Consider the following 15,016-nt stretch of genomic DNA (forward strand, 5'->3'; position numbering starts at 1 on the left):
GGCAGGCCGAACCGGCGCACCCTTCCGTGCACGTCGTACGGAAGGGTGCGCCGGCTCGGCGAGAGGTCAGCTGAAGTCGAGCTCGGCGGTGCGTGAGCGCTTGAGCTCGAAGAAGTGCGGGTAGCCGGCGAGCAGGACGGCACCGTCCCACAGCTTCCCGGCCTCCTCGCCGCGCGGGATCGAGGTCAGCACGGGCCCGAAGAAGGCGGTGCCGTTGACGGCGATGGTGGGGGTGCCGACCTCGTCGCCGACCTGGTCCATGCCGGCGTGGTGGGACTTCTTGATCGCGTCGTCGTAGGACGAGTCGTCCCACGCGTCGAGCAGCGAGGCGGGCAGGTCCACCTCCGCCAGCGCCTCGGCCACGACCTCCCTGGTCGCCCCACGACCGTCGGTGTGGGCACGGGTCCCGATGGCGGTGTAGAGGGGCAGGACCACGTCGTCGCCGCCCTCCTCGATGGCCGCGCGCACGACGCGCACCGGGCCCCACGCGTCGGCCAGCATCGCGCGGTAGTCGTCGGGGATGTCCTTGTCCTCGTTGAGGTAGGCCAGCGACATCTGGTGCCACGACACCTCGACGTCACGGACCTCTGCGACCTCCAGGATCCACCGCGAGGTGATCCAGGCGAAGGGGCACAGCGGGTCGAACCAGAAGTCAGCCTTGTCCATGCCAGGGCCAACCGAACCGGACCACGGTCCTATTCCTGGCCTGTTCCTCGCCTGGTCCTTGCCTAGTCCTTGCCGGTGTCCGACCCGTCCTCGGCGGGGACGTCGCGGGGCACCCGGACGGTGACCACGTCGCGGGAGCGCCCGATGACCTCGGTGCCGAGGTAGACCACCCGGATCCGGTGCTTGCCGGGCTCGACGTTGCGCAGCTTCACCTTCCCGGCGCCGCCCTCGACCCTGGTCTCGACCTCGCGCCCGTCGACCTTGACCACCACGGGCCCGGCCGGACCGTCGACGCCGCGGGCCTCGACCAGCAGGTCGAGCACCACGTGACGGCGTACGTCGGGCTTGCGGCGGGTGCCCTTGTCGACCATCTTGACCCGGGCCTCGGCGGTGGTGCGCGAGGTGGTCGTCGTGCGGTGCTCCGCCTCGAGCACCTGCGTCTGCGTGGCGTAGCCGCGGCGACTGACCTCGACCTCCACCGCCACGAGGCGACCGACGTCAGCGGTGCCCAGGCGGTAGCGCAGACCGTCGCGGCCGTCGACCGGCTTGCCGTCGCGCAGCCAGGTGTAGGTGACCTCGGCGTCCTCGGGCGTGACCACGGTCCCCGGCTCGACCTCCAGCCGCTCGCCGCGGGCCGGGTTGCCGCCGAGCCTCCACGGCTCGTCGAGCACGATCCGGCCCGGGGCGACGCGCTCGGTGGCCGGGGAGGTCACCACGAGGTCGTGGTAGCCCTCGCGCACGGCCGTGACCCGCGAGGTGATCCTGGCGTCCATCAGCCCGGGTGTGAGCTTGAGACGGTTGCCGGTCGCGCCCTCGATCGGCTCGCCGTCGGCGAGCCACTGCACGGTCGTCGAGTCCGCGGCCGGCTCGAAGGCCCCGCGGCTCGTCGTGAGCGTCTCGGCGACGCGCACCGTGCCCTCGAGGGCCGGCGCGGCCGCCGCGACGAGGGTCCCCGGCTGCACCTTGCGGCTGCGCGGGGTGGAGGCGATGCCGTCGACGTAGCCCTTGCTGCGGGCGGTGACGACGACGCTCAGGCGGGTCTTGCGCTGCGCCGGCGTCGGGGTGAACGTGGGCTCGGTCGCTCCGGGGATCGGCTTGCCGGCGGCGTACCACTGCAGCTTCTCGTCGGCCGAGGGCGTCCAGCTGCCCGCGCTCGCGCGCAGCGTCTCCCCGACCGCGGCGTCGCCGGTGATCGTGGGCTGCTCGGTCGCCTCGACCTCGCGGTCGTTGAAGTGGATGAACCCGGTGGGCCAGTAGCGGTCGCCCTTGGTGATGCGGCGCCAGTGGAAGTCGCCACCCCAGAAGTCCTCCGAGACGATGATCTCGCGGTTGGAGACCACCTCCTCGACGTAGGCGACGTGGCCGTTGGAGCCGGCGTAGCCCTGGTGGCTGTCCCACCAGGCCACGGAGCCGACCATCGGGGTGTCGTCGGTGATCCGCGACATCGCGTGGCCCCAGTTGGAGGCGTTGCCGCCGCCGTCCCAGGGACGCTCGGGGGACATCCCGCTCTGCACCATCCGGTAGGCCACGTAGTTGGTGCAGTTGTGACCGGTGTACATCCGCCACCACATGCGGTCGTTGTTCGCGCGGTAGCCACGGTTGCCGTAGCCCTTGTCGGCGCACCCGGAGTACCCGTCGCACAGGGCGACCTGCCCCGCCGTGGCCGAGGGCGCGAATGATAGGCCCACGAGGAGGAGAAGAGTCGTGAGCGACACGCCGATCAGGCCACGGATCCTGGTCACGAGCCGTGAGTAAACCGCATGTCAAGCACCGACACGCCGACCGTGACCAAATTTTCACATTGGTCACAGCAGTCCCGTGCGCCCCCTGAGCCCCGTGCCACCCGCCGCTGGGAAACCGCTCGACAGGCGGTGACATGATCGGCGCCATGCCTGGAACCAACCTCACCCGGGACGAGGCCGCCACCCGCGCCGCCCTCCTGGACGTCACGTCGTACTCCATCGACCTGGACCTCACGACCGGCGACAAGACCTTCGCCTCCACCACGACCCTGGAGTTCTCCTGCACCGAGCCCGGTGCCGAGACCTTCGCCGACCTCGTCGGCGCAGTCGTCCACGAGATCACCCTCAACGGGGAGTCGATCGACCCCGCCACGGCGTACGCCGACAGCCGCATCACCCTGACCGGCCTGGCCGCCGAGAACACGCTGGTCGTGCGCGCGGACTGCGCCTACTCCCACACCGGGGAGGGCCTGCACCGCTTTGTCGACCCGGTCGACGGCCGCGTCTACCTCTACAGCCAGTTCGAGGTGCCCGACGCCCGCCGCGTCTTCACCACCTTCGAGCAGCCCGACCTCAAGTCCGTCTTCCGCTTCCGCGTCACCGCACCCGAGGACTGGAAGGTCGTCTCCAACGCCCCCACCCCCGAGCCGACCCCGCTCGGGGACGGCAAGGCGCTGTGGGCCTTCGAGCCGACCGAGCGGATGTCGACCTACATCACCGCCCTCGTGGCCGGCGAGTACCACGAGGTCCAGGACGTCTACGAGGGCAAGCACGGCACCATCCCGCTGGGCCACTTCTGCCGTCAGTCGCTGGTGGAGTACCTCGAGCGCGACCGCGAGGAGATCGTCCGGCTGACCAAGCAGGGCTTCGAGTTCTTCGAGGAGCTCTTCGACTTCCCCTACCCGTTCGGCAAGTACGACCAGCTCTACGTGCCGGAGTACAACATGGGCGCGATGGAGAACGCCGGCGCCGTGACGCTGCGCGACGAGTACCTCCCGCGCTCGCGTCAGCCGCGCTCGTTCTACGAGTTCCGCGCCTCGGTGATCCTCCACGAGATGGCGCACATGTGGTTCGGCGACCTGGTGACCATGAAGTGGTGGGACGACCTCTGGCTCAACGAGTCGTTCGCCGAGTGGGCCTGCTACCACGCCGAGGTCGAGGCCACGGAGTACGACGACGCGTGGACCGGCTTCGCCAACGCGCGCAAGCAGACCGGCTACCGCCAGGACCAGATGCCGTCGACGCACCCCATCGCGGCCGACAACCACGACCTGCACGCGGTCGAGGTCAACTTCGACATGATCACCTACGCCAAGGGCGCCTCGGTGCTCAAGCAGCTGGTGGCCTGGGTCGGCATCGAGGACTTCATCGCCGGCCTGCGGCAGTACTTCAAGGACTTCGCGTTCGGCAACAGCGAGTTCAAGGACCTGCTGGCGGCGCTGGAGAAGGCCTCGGGCCGCGAGCTCACCGGCTGGGCCCAGGAGTGGCTGCAGACCGCCGGGGTCAACACCCTCACCCCCGAGATCGAGCTCGACGCCGACGGCGCCTACTCACGGGTCGCGGTGCGCCAGAGCGCCCACCCGGACTGGCCGACGCTGCGCCGGCACCGCATCGGCATCGGCTGCTACTCCTACGACGCGTCGGGGTCGCTGGTGCGCACCCGCTACGTCGAGACCGACGTCGAGGGCGAGCTGACCGAGATCGGCGAGCTGGTCGGCGAGACCCAGCCCGACCTGCTGCTGCTCAACGACAACGACCTGGCCTACGCCAAGATCCGCCTCGACGAGCGCTCGCGCACCACCGCGATCGAGGGTCTCTCCAAGCTCGACGACTCCCTGGCCCGCGCCCTGGTGTGGGGTGCGGCCTGGGACATGACCCGCGACGCCGAGATGCCGGCCACCGACTACGCCGAGCTGGTCCTGGCCAACATCGGCCAGGAGACCGACGCGTGGGGCGTCTCGCGGATCCCCGCCACCGCCGCCACCGCGGTGAACCTCTACTCCGACCCCGCCGGCCGCGACGCCCTGCAGTCCCGGTGGGAGCAGGGCCTGCGCGAGCTGGCCCTGGCCGCCGAGGGCGGCTCGGACCACCAGCTGACGTTCGTGCGTTCCTACGCCGGCGCGGCCCGCTCCGAGGAGGCGCTGGCCTTCGTCGAGGCGCTGCTGGACGGCACCGAGCAGCTCGACGGACTGGCCGTCGACCAGGACCTGCGCTGGTCGCTGATCACCTCCCTGGCCGCTGCCGGCCGCGCCGGCGACCGCATCGAGGCCGAGCTGGCCGAGGACTCCACCATCTCCGGCCAGGAGCACGCCGCCGCGGCACGCGCCGCCCAGCCCGACGCCGACGCCAAGGCCGAGGCCTGGAGGCTCGCGGTGCTCGACGAGTCCACGCCCAACGAGACCGCCCGCTCGATCGTGTTCTCCTTCGTGCGCACCGGCCAGGAGGAGCTGCTGGCGCCGTACGTCGAGAAGTACCTCACCGCAGGCGAGCAGGCCTGGGAGCACCTCGGCACCCACCGCGCCTCGGTCGCCCTGGGCTACCTCTTCCCGACGCCGCTGGCCTCACCGGCGCTCGTGGAGCAGGTCGAGTCGTGGCTGGCCACGACCGACGCCCCGGTGCCGGCCCAGCGCTACGTGCGCGAGGGCCTGGCCGACGCCCAGCGCGCGCTCGCCGCGCAGGCCTGCGACCGGGACGCGTAGCGGACCGGTCGTCGGTGGTCGAGCGAGCGGCGTGACCGAGGAACGAGGTCACGACCCGCGTGTCGAGACCCGGTGACGCGGTCACCGACGACGACCACAGCGAAGAGCCCCCGCACCGGTCGGTGCGGGGGCTCTCTCGCTCGGGGGCGGGCTCAGCCGGCGTGCAGCGTGCGCGGGGGACGAGCGTGCTCGGCGAGCATCTCGATGCCGCGGCGCAGACCGCCGGCGAGGTCGCCGGCGGCGAAGTCGGTGCGCATGTGCAGGACCGCGATCTCGACCTCGGCGTCGCTGAGGTGACGGCGCACGTGGGCACCGGTGACGACCTCGAGCATCCGGCGGGTCGGGTCGACCATCACCAGGATGCTGCGCGAGGGCGCGACCAGGGTGTTGTGCAGCTGGGTGGCGAAGGCGCGGGAGTCCTCGCCCTCCGCGTTGCCGACGAAGACCGAGATCTCCGCACGACAGGTCTGCTCGGCGCGCCGGATGGTCGCGTCGAGCTGGGCCCGCTCGGAGGCGGTGAAGGGGTCACCAGCGGCCACTGGCACCCCCGGCCTGGGAGTCCTGGCCGTCGGGACCGGCGAGCTCGCCGGTGGCCTTGCGCGGGCCACCGAGCCACTGGTTCTCGACCTCCGGCGCGCCCGGGGCCACCCGCTCGCCGCGGGCCAGCGGCGGGCCGTAGACCATGGCGGTGATGATCAGGGCGCCCAGCAGCGGCAGCCCGACGGCCACCAGCAGCACGTGGACGGGGTCCACGGGGTCGGGGTCGGACCAGCCGGAAGGCACCTCGGCGGCGGCAGGCGCTGCGGTGAGCACCGCGAGCGAGACCGCGGTCAGGGCGGTGGCGCCGAGGGCCAGGAGCGCGGCGAGGACGCGACGGGCGGAGAGGGCGAGCTGCGAGGTCACGCGCGCCAGGATAGTGCGTCGTGGCCCACCTCTTCGTCGGGTCCGCCGCCCATGGCCGCCGAACGTGACGGGCGCGACACCGCACCCACGCCCGGGGTGGTTCGATTCCTCGCCTCTCCCCCGGTTTACTGGCCGGCATGTTCTCCCAAGCCGTCACCTGCACAGACGACGAGTGGTGGTGCTCCCAGGTCCTCGACCGGACCGGGAACGAGACCCTCGCCCGCGCTGCCGACGTCCTGATCGGGGTGCCCCTCGCCCTGCTGGGGCTGCTCCTGGTCGGACTGGTCGTGCGCTGGCTGCTCCACCGGCTCGTGGACCGGCTGGTCAACCGCGCCGAGGACGGCGTGCTGCCCACCCGGGTCCCCCGTTTCTCCCGCGGCCGCTCCAGCAAGGCCGAGCAGGAGGTCGCCGCTCGCGACTCCATCACCCAGGCACGCCGGGTCCAGCGTGCGCAGACGATGGGCAGCCTGCTGAAGTCGATCGTGACCGGCCTCCTGATCGCGATCGTCGGCACGATGATGCTCAGCGAGGTCGGGGTCAACATCGCCCCGATCATCGCCTCGGCCGGGATCGTCGGTCTCGCGCTCGGCTTCGGCGCCCAGTCGCTGGTCAAGGACTTCCTGTCCGGCATCTTCATGATCTTCGAGGACCAGTTCGGCGTCGGCGACGTGGTCAACGTCGGCGAGGCGATCGGCACGGTCGAGGCCGTGTCGCTGCGCGTCACGCGGCTGCGGTCGCTGGACGGCACCGTCTGGTACGTCCCCAACGGGGAGATCCTGCGCGTGGGCAACCTGTCGCAGAACTGGTCGCGTGCGGTCATCGACGTCGGCATCGCCTACGACTCCGACGTCGTGCACGCCAAGAAGGTGCTCGCCGAGGTCGGCGAGTCGATGTGGGACGACGACGAGTTCCGCGAGCTGCTCATCGAGCAGCCCGAGGTCACCGGCGTCGAGGGGCTCGGCGCGGACTCCGTGGACCTGCGGATCATGGTCAAGACCGCGCCCCTGCAGAACTGGGCCGTCGCCCGCGAGCTGCGACAGCGGATCAAGGCCCGCTTCGACGCCGAGGGCATCGAGATCCCCTTCGCGCAGCGGGTCGTGTGGCACCGCGAGGAGACCGCCGCCGCGGCCGAGGTCGCGGCCAAGGAGGCCCGCGAGACCGACGACGCCTGAGCCGCTGACCCAGCGGCCCACCGCCGTACGCCGAAGGGCCGGCCCCCGTGCGGGGGCCGGCCCTTCGTGCGTGGTCGGTCGCCTCAGGCGAGCGCCGCGTCCAGCGTGATCGTGGTGCCGGCGAGCGCCTTGCTCACCGGGCAGTTGGCCTTGGCGCCCTCGGCGGCCTCGACGAACTGCTCCTCGGTGATGCCCTCCACGGTGCCGCGGACGGTGATCTTGATGCCGGTGATGCCGGTGCCGACGGTCAGCTCGACCTCGGCGCTGGTCTCCAGCGTGGTCGGCGGCGTGCCGGCCTTGGACAGCCCGGCCGAGAGGGCCATGGAGAAGCAGGAGGAGTGCGCGGCCGCGATCAGCTCCTCGGGGGAGGTCTTGCCGTTCGCCTTCTCCGAGCGCGAGGGCCAGGAGACGTCGAAGGTGCCGACGCCGGAGGACTGCAGCTCCACGCTGCCGGCGCCCTCGGCGAGGGAGCCCTGCCACGTGGTCTTCGCGGTGCGGGTGGTGGCCATGAAGGTGATCTCCTGGGGGTGCGTGGGTCAGGGCGTGGCCCTGCGGTCATCACCACTCTTCCACGCCGGGTGTGAGGCGCCACCGCCCCGTCGGCATGATGGACCGGTGAGCTTCTACGACGAGATCGGCGGCGAGGAGACCATCACCCGCATCGTGGCGCGTTTCTACGCCGGTGTGGCCGGTGACGAGGTGCTGCGCCCGATGTACCCCGAGGAGGACCTCGGCCCTGCCGAGGAGCGCTTCCGGCTCTTCCTCATGCAGTACTGGGGCGGCCCGACGACCTACGGCGAGCGGCGCGGGCACCCGCGGCTGCGGATGCGCCACGCGCCGTACCCGGTCGACCCCACGGCGCGCGACCACTGGCTGCGCCACTTCCGCGACGCCCTCGACGAGGTCGCGCTGCCGCCGGAGCAGGACCAGCAGTTCTGGGACTACGTCACGCACGCCGCCCAGTTCATGGTCAACACGATGGAGACATGACCTCGAGCAGCGGGGCGCGGATGTCGTCCCCGGGCCTGCGCGGCCGGCCCGTGGCCGGGTCGAAGAAGACCAGCACCACCCGGGCCCGGGCCAGCAGGACCTCCCCGTCCGCACCCTGGCCGTCGACGATCTCGGTCTCCATGACCAGCGACGACGAGCCGACGTGGCTGACCCAGGTCCACGCGTCGTACGCCGCGGCCCGGTGCAGGATCGGGACCTTGTAGTCCACGTCGACCTGGGCGACGACCAGCGCGCTGCGCTCCGCGGAGCCCGGGACCTCGTCCCAGAGCCGGCCCATCATCGCGATGCGCGCCTCCTGGAGGTACTCGAAGTACTTGACGTTGTTGACGTGGCCGTAGACGTCGACGTCGCTGAACCGCACCTGCACCGGGTAGTGCCCCACCTCCGAGCGTCGCGGCTGCGTGGGCCCCGGCGACCGCTCGGGCGCCTGCGCGGCGGGGTCGCGGTGGCCCTCGAGGACCGCCTTCTCCTGCGCGGTCAGCCGTCGCGGCCGCTCCTCGGCGAAGACGTACGGCGTCAGCTCGGTCGTCGCGGTGAGGTAGACCGTGCGGGACCCGTCCGGGTGCACGTCGTGGACCTCGTAGGCCAGGGTGAAGGAGGCGGCGCGGATCTCGGTGACCCAGCACTCGATGCGCACCGGCTCGAAGCGGAACAGCAGCGGCTCGCGGTAGCGCACCTGGGTCCGGGCCACGACGAGGCCCTCGACCAGCTCCTGGCCCATCAGCTCGACCCGGTGGCTGCGGAACATGTCGACCCGCGCCTCCTGCAGGTAGTCGACGTAGACCACGTTGTTGACGTGGCCCAGGGCGTCGAGGTCCGCCCACCGCACCGGGCACTCGTAGACGTGTCTCACACCGGCGATGCTCCCAGGCTAGTGTGAGCCGGTCCGGAGCCACCCCACAGAGAAGAGCATCCCCGCATGCCCGAAGCAGTCATCGTCTCCGCCGCCCGCACGCCGATCGGGCGTGCCAACAAGGGCTCGCTGAAGGACTTCCGCCCCGACGACCTGGCCGCCTTCGCGATCCAGTCCGCCCTCGACAAGATCCCGGCGCTGGACCCCACCACGATCGAGGACCTCTACCTCGGCTGCGGCCTGCCCGGCGGCGAGTCCGGCAACAACATGGCGCGCATCGTCACCACGCTCATGGGCCTCGAGGTCCCGGGCGCGACGACCACCCGCTACTGCGCGTCGTCGGTGCAGACCACCCGGATGGCGTTCCACGCGATCAAGGCCGGCGAGGGCGACATCTTCGTCTCCGCCGGCGTCGAGACCGTGTCCCGCTTCGCCAAGGGCACCTCCGACCACTGGCCCGACACCAAGAACCCGGTCTTCGCCGAGGCCCAGGAGCGCACCAACAAGACCGCCGAGCTGGGCAACGCGGCCGGCGCCTGGCACGACCCGCGCGAGGACGGCCTCGTCCCCGACGTCTACATCGCCATGGGCCAGACCGCCGAGAACGTCGCCACCCTGCGCGGCCTGGACCGCAAGGAGCTCGACGAGTTCGCGGTCCGCTCCCAGAACCTCACCGAGAAGGCGATCGCCGACGGCTTCTGGGCCCGCGAGATCACCCCGGTCACGCTGGCCGACGGCACGGTCGTCGGCGCCGACGACGGCCCGCGCGCCGGCGTCACCTACGACGCCATCGCCGGCCTGAAGCCCGTCTTCCGCCCCGACGGCGTCGTCACCGCCGGCAACTGCTGCCCGCTCAACGACGGTGCCGCCGCCGTGGTCATGATGAGCGACACCAAGGCCGCCGAGCTCGGGCTGACGCCGCTCGCGCGCGTCGTGTCGACCGGCGTCTCGGGCCTCTCCCCCGAGATCATGGGTCTGGGTCCCGTCGAGGCCACCAAGAAGGCGCTGGCCAACGCGGGCATGAGCATCGGTGACATCGACCTCGTCGAGATCAACGAGGCCTTCGCCGCCCAGGTCGTGCCCTCCTACCAGGACCTCGGCATCGACATCGACCGCCTCAACGTCAACGGTGGCGCGATCGCGGTCGGCCACCCGTTCGGCATGACCGGTGCCCGCCTGCAGAACACGATGCTCAACAGCCTGGACTGGCACGACAAGACCACCGGCCTGATCACCATGTGCGTGGGCGGCGGCCAGGGCATGGCGCTCATCCTCGAGCGCCTGTCCTGACCGACACCCTGCCTCCCCCGCAGCGCCGCGCCGGGCCGGTCGGGCTCACGCCCGACCGGCCCCGGCTGGGCTGATCGGGGTGGGCAGCCGCGTAAAGTACGCGGGTGCCCACGCCCGACCTCTCCGCCGAGACCCGCTGGCTCAGCGAGGACGAGCAACGCTCCTGGCGATCGCTCGTGCTCGGCACCACGCTGCTCTTCGACCGTCTCGACGCGGACCTGCGCCGGGCCTTCGACCTGTCGCTGACCGAGTACGAGATCCTCGTGCGGCTCTCCGAACGCGACGGTCGGGTGCGGATGGCCCAGCTGGCCGACGCCCTGGCGCACTCACGCAGCCGGGTCACCCACACGGTGGCGCGCATGGAGCGCGCGCAGCTGGTGCGACGCACCACCTCCCCCGAGGACGGACGGGGCATCGTGTGCGTGATGACCGACGAGGGTCGCACGCTCCTCGAGCGGGCAGCACAGGTCCACGTGCGGGGCGTGCGTGCCCACCTCGTCGACCTCGCCGACCCCGAGGACTTCCGCGCCGTCGCACGAGTCTTCGACGCCGTCGCCGACCGGTTGGTCGCCGGTCACCCCGAGGCGGAGATCCGCTGAGAGGCGGAGCCTCTCAGCGGATCTGATGGTGGTCGAGCGAGCGGCGCGACCGAGGGACGAGGTCGCGACCCGCGTGTCGAGACCCAGTCGCTGGCGGGAACAGCCGGACCGTCAGTCCCGCGTGAGCCGCCGGTGCGTCACGCGGTGCGGCCGCGCCGCCTCCGCGCCGAGCCGCTCGATCTTGTTCTCCTCGTAGGCGGCGAAGTTCCCCTCGAACCAGAACCACTTGGCCGGGTCCTCGTCGTCGCCCTCCCAGGCGAGGATGTGGGTGGCGACGCGGTCGAGGAACCACCGGTCGTGGGAGGTGACCACGGCGCAGCCCGGGAAGTCCAGCAGCGCGTCCTCGAGCGAGGACAACGTCTCGACGTCGAGGTCGTTGGTCGGCTCGTCGAGCAGCAGCAGGTTGCCGCCCATCTTCAGCGTGAGCGCCAGGTTGAGACGGTTGCGCTCACCGCCGGAGAGCACTCCCGCCTTCTTCTGCTGGTCCGGGCCCTTGAAGCCGAACGAGGCGACGTAGGCCCGGGAGTTCATCTCGAAGTTGGCGACCTTGATGAAGTCCAGGCCGTCGGAGACGACCTCCCAGACGTTCTTGTTCGGGTCGATACCGCCACGGCTCTGGTCGACGTAGGAGATCTTCACGGTCTGCCCGACGTCCAGGGCGCCCTCGTCGGGCTCGTCGTTGCCGGTGATCATCCGGAACAGCGTGGTCTTGCCGACGCCGTTGGGGCCGATCACACCGACGATGCCGGCGCGCGGCAGCGAGAACGACAGGTCGTGCATGAGGGTGCGGCCGTCGAAGCCCTTGGTCAGCTCCTTGGCCTCGAGCACGACGTCACCGAGGCGCGGACCCGCGGGGATGTTGATCTCGGAGGTGTCGATCTTGCGCATCCGGTCGGCCTCGGCGGCCATCTCCTCGTACCGCGCGAGACGGGACTTGGACTTGGCCTGGCGCGCCTTGGGGTTGGAGCGGACCCACTCCAGCTCCTTCTCCAGCATCTTGGCACGCTTGGCGTCCTTCTGCCCCTCGATCTTGAGGCGGTCCTTCTTGGTCTCCAGGTAGGTGGAGTAGTTGCCCTCGTAGGGGTGGGTCTTGCCCCGGTCGAGCTCGAGGATCCACTGGGCCACGTTGTCGAGGAAGTACCGGTCGTGGGTGATCGCGAGGACGGCACCGGGGTAGCTGGCCAGGTGCCCCTCCAGCCACTGCACCGACTCGGCGTCGAGGTGGTTGGTGGGCTCGTCGAGCAGCAGCAGGTCCGGCTGCTGGAGCAGCAGCTTGCACAGCGCCACGCGACGGCGCTCGCCACCGGAGAGGGTGTCGACGATCGCGTCGGGCGGGGGGCAGCGCAGCGCGTCCATCGCCTGGTCGAGGCGGGAGTCGAGGTCCCAGGCGTTGGCGTTGTCGAGGTCGGTCTGCAGGTCGCCCATCTCGGCCATCAGGGCGTCGAAGTCGGCGTCGGGCTCGGCCATGAGCTCGCCGATCTCGTTGAACCGGTCCATCTTCGCCTTGATCTCGCCGACCGCCTCCTGGACGTTCTCCAGGACCGTGGTGCCCTCGGTCAGCGGCGGCTCCTGCTGGAGCATCCCGACGGTGGCCTCGGGGTCGAGGATCGCGTCACCGTTGTTGGCGTGCTCCAGGCCGGCCATGATCTTCAGCAGCGTGGACTTGCCGGTGCCGTTGGGGCCGACGACGCCGATCTTGGCGCCGTGCAGGAACGACAGGGTGACGTTGTCGAGGACGACCTTGTCACCGTGGGCCTTGCGGACGTTGCGCAGGGTGAAGACATATTCCGCCATGGTCCGCGAGCCTACCCACGGGCACCGACCGGGACTCAGGCGGCCTGCCCCTCCTCGCCGGCCGGGCGCGAGGTGCGTGTGAACTCGCTGGTGCCACGGTTGAGGTCGTGGCCCACCACCTGGGCGTCGACCTCGAAGGAGGTCATCTGCACCCCCTGCGCGTTGGTCCACGTCGAGGCCCGCAGCCGACCCACGACGACCACCGGGTCGCCGCGTCGCAGGGAGGCGGCGCAGCCCTCCCCCAGCGCTCGCCAGGCGTTGACGGTGAACCACTGCGTGGTGTCGTCGCTCCACTGCCCGCTCGCGGCGTGGAAGCGGCGCGGGGTCGCGGCCAGCCGGAAGCTGGCCACGCTGGCCCCACCCGCCTGGCGGACGGTGACGTTGCTGCCGAGCCATCCCTCCATGGTCACCAGGGTGTCGTTGAGCACGGCGTCCTCCTCCTCGGGGACGGGCGTCCCCACGGGCCAGAGCCTGCCGCGGACCGGGACGGCACGGGCCGCAGCGGCAGCAGCCTGGGGGCGACCACGTCGCGAGCAGTCGCTGTGGACGGTCCGCGGCTCGTGGGCGGGCCGGCGACTAGGCGTACCCGATGGTGCCCGGTGGTGCCGGGCGTGCCCGACGTCAGGCCAGGGCGCGGTCCAGGCCCGTGCGCAGCGCGGTGTACGCCGTCAGCTCGGCCTGCACGGGGGCGACCACGAGCTCGGCGGCGACCTCCGAGACGGCCGCGCGCAGCCTGGTGTCGGCGGCGGACGCCCGCGAGCGTGCGGTCGCGGAGACCAGCCCACGACAGACCAGGCCCAGCAGCACGCCGAGCAGCACACCGCCGCCGAGCAGCACCAGCGGCAGCGCGATCCCGGCCACCCGCGGCAGGTCGCCGAGGCCGCCGGAGACCATCGCGGCGATGCTCCAGGCCCCGCCGACCAGGGCCGCCAGCACCAGCAGCCACTGCAGCACCCGCACGCCACCGGCCCACACGGGCAGCCGCTCGGCGTCGAGGTCGACGGCACGCAGCGCGTCGTCGAGCCGGTCCCCCACCTCGGGGAGCCGCGCGGTGGAGGCGCGTCGGACCGACTCGGCGAACGGTGGCGCGAGCCCCTCGGAGACGTCGTCGGCGAGCGAGCGGACCTCGGCGTCGATCGTGGCCCGCTGCACGGCGGTGGCCTGCGGGGTGGAGCCGCCCTGCCCGCGCAGCGCCTTCGAGTCGGCGCCCAGGTCGATCTCGAGCTTCTTCAGCGGGTCCGGTCGGAACCGACCGACCCAGGAGACCAGCGGCCATCCCGTGGCGCGCCCGGCGCGCCACCGGGTGGAACGCTCCACCGCCTCGACGATCGCCGGCACGCCGGCGCCTCGGGCGAGCGCGGACTCCAGGGCCGCGACCCGCTCCTCGGACAGGGCACGGGTCGGGGCGTCACCGGCGGCGGCGCGCAGCTCGGCGGCCGCGGCACGGACGTCGGCCTCGATGCGCCCCGCGGTCATCCGCTTGTCGGCCACCCGCTGCTCGATCTCGCTCCGCAACCGGTCGATGCCGATGCCGTGGCGCGCCGAGACCGGCATCACCGGCACGTCCGGGATGCCGTCGGCGGCCAGCAGCCGCCGGACGTCGTCGACCATCGCGTCGCGACGGTCCTCGGGGACGGTGTCGATGTGGTTGAGCACCACGACCATGACGTCGGCGTGGGTGCGCAGGGGCGCGAGGTAGCGGTCGTGGATGGCCGCGTCGGCGTACTTCTGCGGGTCGAGCACCCACACGAACATGTCGGCGAGGGCGACCAGCCGGTCGACCTCGAGGTGGTGGGCGACCTCGGTGGAGTCGTGGTCGGGGAGGTCGAGCAGCACGACGCCCTCGAGCGCGTTGCTCTCGCGGCGGGTGTCGAGCATGGAGTCCCGGGTGGTCTGGTGCCGCGGCGGGATGCCGAGCCACTCCAGGAGCTCGCCGGCCCCCTCGGTGCCCCAGACGCAGGCGGTCGCCCACGACGTCGTGGGGCGGCGTACGCCGACGGCGGAGAGCTCCAGGCCCGTCAGGGCGTTGAACGTGGAGGACTTGCCCGAGCCCGTGGCCCCGGCGATCCCGACGACCGTGTGGTGGGCGCTGAGCCGCAACCGGCTGGTGCCGCGCTCGACCACCGTCGCGGCGCGGTCGACCAGCTCGTCGTCGAGGCGACCCCGGGCCGCCTCGGCGGCGACACCCAGGCCCTCGAGCCGGGCCCCGGTGTCAGTGCCCCGGGTGACCAGCTTCTTGGCCCCCTCCAGCAAGGACGTCATGATCCCCCAACCCGCTCGACCCGTC

The 15,016-nt window shown here is 71.7% G+C and carries 14 protein-coding genes; 5 read left to right on the forward strand and 9 right to left on the reverse strand.

Annotated elements, in window-relative coordinates:
- Window positions 1–66: 66 nt before the first annotated feature.
- Window positions 67–666 carry a mycothiol-dependent nitroreductase Rv2466c family protein gene (locus tag BKA05_RS12305; protein WP_179531685.1) on the reverse strand — a complete coding sequence of 200 codons (600 nt, stop codon included), beginning with the start codon at window positions 664–666 and terminating at the stop codon, window positions 67–69.
- Window positions 667–728: 62 nt separating this feature from the next.
- Window positions 729–2,408: a CHAP domain-containing protein gene (locus BKA05_RS12310; protein ID WP_179531686.1), complete on the reverse strand. Its 1,680-nt coding sequence runs from the start codon at window positions 2,406–2,408 to the stop codon at window positions 729–731.
- Between the two features lie 146 nt (window positions 2,409–2,554).
- Here BKA05_RS12310 and pepN point away from each other — a divergent pair, with 146 nt between their 5' ends.
- Window positions 2,555–5,107, forward strand: coding sequence for an aminopeptidase N (pepN, locus tag BKA05_RS12315; protein ID WP_179531687.1), 2,553 nt, complete (start codon window positions 2,555–2,557; stop codon window positions 5,105–5,107).
- 152 nt (window positions 5,108–5,259) lie between these two features.
- Here the strand turns inward: pepN and BKA05_RS12320 are convergent, their stop codons facing one another.
- Both BKA05_RS12320 and BKA05_RS12325 read right to left on the reverse strand, forming a co-directional pair.
- Window positions 5,260–5,646 (reverse strand): TPM domain-containing protein, encoded by a 387-nt coding sequence (locus BKA05_RS12320; protein WP_179531688.1) that lies wholly within the window; start codon window positions 5,644–5,646, stop codon window positions 5,260–5,262.
- Complete coding sequence (locus tag BKA05_RS12325; RefSeq protein WP_179531689.1) at window positions 5,633–6,010, reverse strand: hypothetical protein; 378 nt, start codon at window positions 6,008–6,010, stop codon at window positions 5,633–5,635. Before BKA05_RS12325 ends, BKA05_RS12320 begins: the two co-directional genes overlap by 14 nt.
- Before the next feature lie 137 nt (window positions 6,011–6,147).
- Here BKA05_RS12325 and BKA05_RS12330 point away from each other — a divergent pair, with 137 nt between their 5' ends.
- Window positions 6,148–7,182 (forward strand): mechanosensitive ion channel family protein, encoded by a 1,035-nt coding sequence (locus BKA05_RS12330; protein ID WP_179531690.1) that lies wholly within the window; start codon window positions 6,148–6,150, stop codon window positions 7,180–7,182.
- Window positions 7,183–7,265: 83 nt separating this feature from the next.
- On the opposite strand, the gene BKA05_RS12335 is transcribed toward BKA05_RS12330, so the two are convergent.
- Window positions 7,266–7,691, reverse strand: a complete 426-nt coding sequence (locus BKA05_RS12335) for an OsmC family peroxiredoxin (protein WP_179531691.1) — start codon at window positions 7,689–7,691, stop codon at window positions 7,266–7,268.
- A 106-nt stretch (window positions 7,692–7,797) separates the two neighbouring features.
- Between BKA05_RS12335 and BKA05_RS12340 the strand changes: the two genes are divergently transcribed.
- Complete coding sequence (locus BKA05_RS12340) at window positions 7,798–8,172, forward strand: globin (RefSeq protein WP_343045655.1); 375 nt, start codon at window positions 7,798–7,800, stop codon at window positions 8,170–8,172.
- On the opposite strand, the gene BKA05_RS12345 is transcribed toward BKA05_RS12340, so the two are convergent.
- On the reverse strand, window positions 8,153–9,046 hold the full coding sequence (locus tag BKA05_RS12345; protein ID WP_179531693.1) for a thioesterase family protein: 894 nt from the start codon (window positions 9,044–9,046) through the stop codon (window positions 8,153–8,155). The genes BKA05_RS12340 and BKA05_RS12345 overlap by 20 nt on opposite strands.
- A gap of 66 nt (window positions 9,047–9,112) precedes the next feature.
- Between BKA05_RS12345 and BKA05_RS12350 the strand changes: the two genes are divergently transcribed.
- On the forward strand, window positions 9,113–10,336 hold the full coding sequence (locus tag BKA05_RS12350) for an acetyl-CoA C-acetyltransferase (RefSeq protein WP_179531694.1): 1,224 nt from the start codon (window positions 9,113–9,115) through the stop codon (window positions 10,334–10,336).
- Between the two features lie 104 nt (window positions 10,337–10,440).
- A complete protein-coding gene (locus BKA05_RS12355; protein WP_179531695.1) occupies window positions 10,441–10,935 on the forward strand; it encodes a MarR family transcriptional regulator in 495 nt (164 codons plus the stop codon).
- Window positions 10,936–11,046: 111 nt separating this feature from the next.
- Here the strand turns inward: BKA05_RS12355 and ettA are convergent, their stop codons facing one another.
- The 3 genes from ettA to BKA05_RS12370 form a co-directional block, all read right to left on the reverse strand.
- A complete protein-coding gene (ettA, locus tag BKA05_RS12360; RefSeq protein WP_179531696.1) occupies window positions 11,047–12,729 on the reverse strand; it encodes an energy-dependent translational throttle protein EttA in 1,683 nt (560 codons plus the stop codon).
- Window positions 12,730–12,764: 35 nt separating this feature from the next.
- Window positions 12,765–13,190, reverse strand: coding sequence for a single-stranded DNA-binding protein (locus tag BKA05_RS12365; RefSeq protein ID WP_179531697.1), 426 nt, complete (start codon window positions 13,188–13,190; stop codon window positions 12,765–12,767).
- A gap of 160 nt (window positions 13,191–13,350) precedes the next feature.
- On the reverse strand, window positions 13,351–14,991 hold the full coding sequence (locus BKA05_RS12370; protein ID WP_179531698.1) for a GTPase: 1,641 nt from the start codon (window positions 14,989–14,991) through the stop codon (window positions 13,351–13,353).
- Between the last annotated feature and the right edge of the window lie 25 nt (window positions 14,992–15,016).

It is taken from the genome of Nocardioides marinus (assembly GCF_013408145.1).
Classification (GTDB): domain Bacteria; phylum Actinomycetota; class Actinomycetes; order Propionibacteriales; family Nocardioidaceae; genus Nocardioides; species Nocardioides marinus.

What these genes read in the sequence shown, in the direction of transcription:
- BKA05_RS12305 (WP_179531685.1), bottom strand. Translation starts at nt 666, where the DNA reads ATGGACAAGGCTGACTTCTGGTTCGACCCGCTGTGCCCCTTCGCCTGG.
- pepN (WP_179531687.1), top strand. Translation starts at nt 2,555, where the DNA reads ATGCCTGGAACCAACCTCACCCGGGACGAGGCCGCCACCCGCGCCGCC.
- BKA05_RS12330 (WP_179531690.1), top strand. Translation starts at nt 6,148, where the DNA reads ATGTTCTCCCAAGCCGTCACCTGCACAGACGACGAGTGGTGGTGCTCC.
- BKA05_RS12335 (WP_179531691.1), bottom strand. Translation starts at nt 7,691, where the DNA reads ATGGCCACCACCCGCACCGCGAAGACCACGTGGCAGGGCTCCCTCGCC.
- BKA05_RS12350 (WP_179531694.1), top strand. Translation starts at nt 9,113, where the DNA reads ATGCCCGAAGCAGTCATCGTCTCCGCCGCCCGCACGCCGATCGGGCGT.
- ettA (WP_179531696.1), bottom strand. Translation starts at nt 12,729, where the DNA reads ATGGCGGAATATGTCTTCACCCTGCGCAACGTCCGCAAGGCCCACGGT.
- BKA05_RS12370 (WP_179531698.1), bottom strand. Translation starts at nt 14,991, where the DNA reads ATGACGTCCTTGCTGGAGGGGGCCAAGAAGCTGGTCACCCGGGGCACT.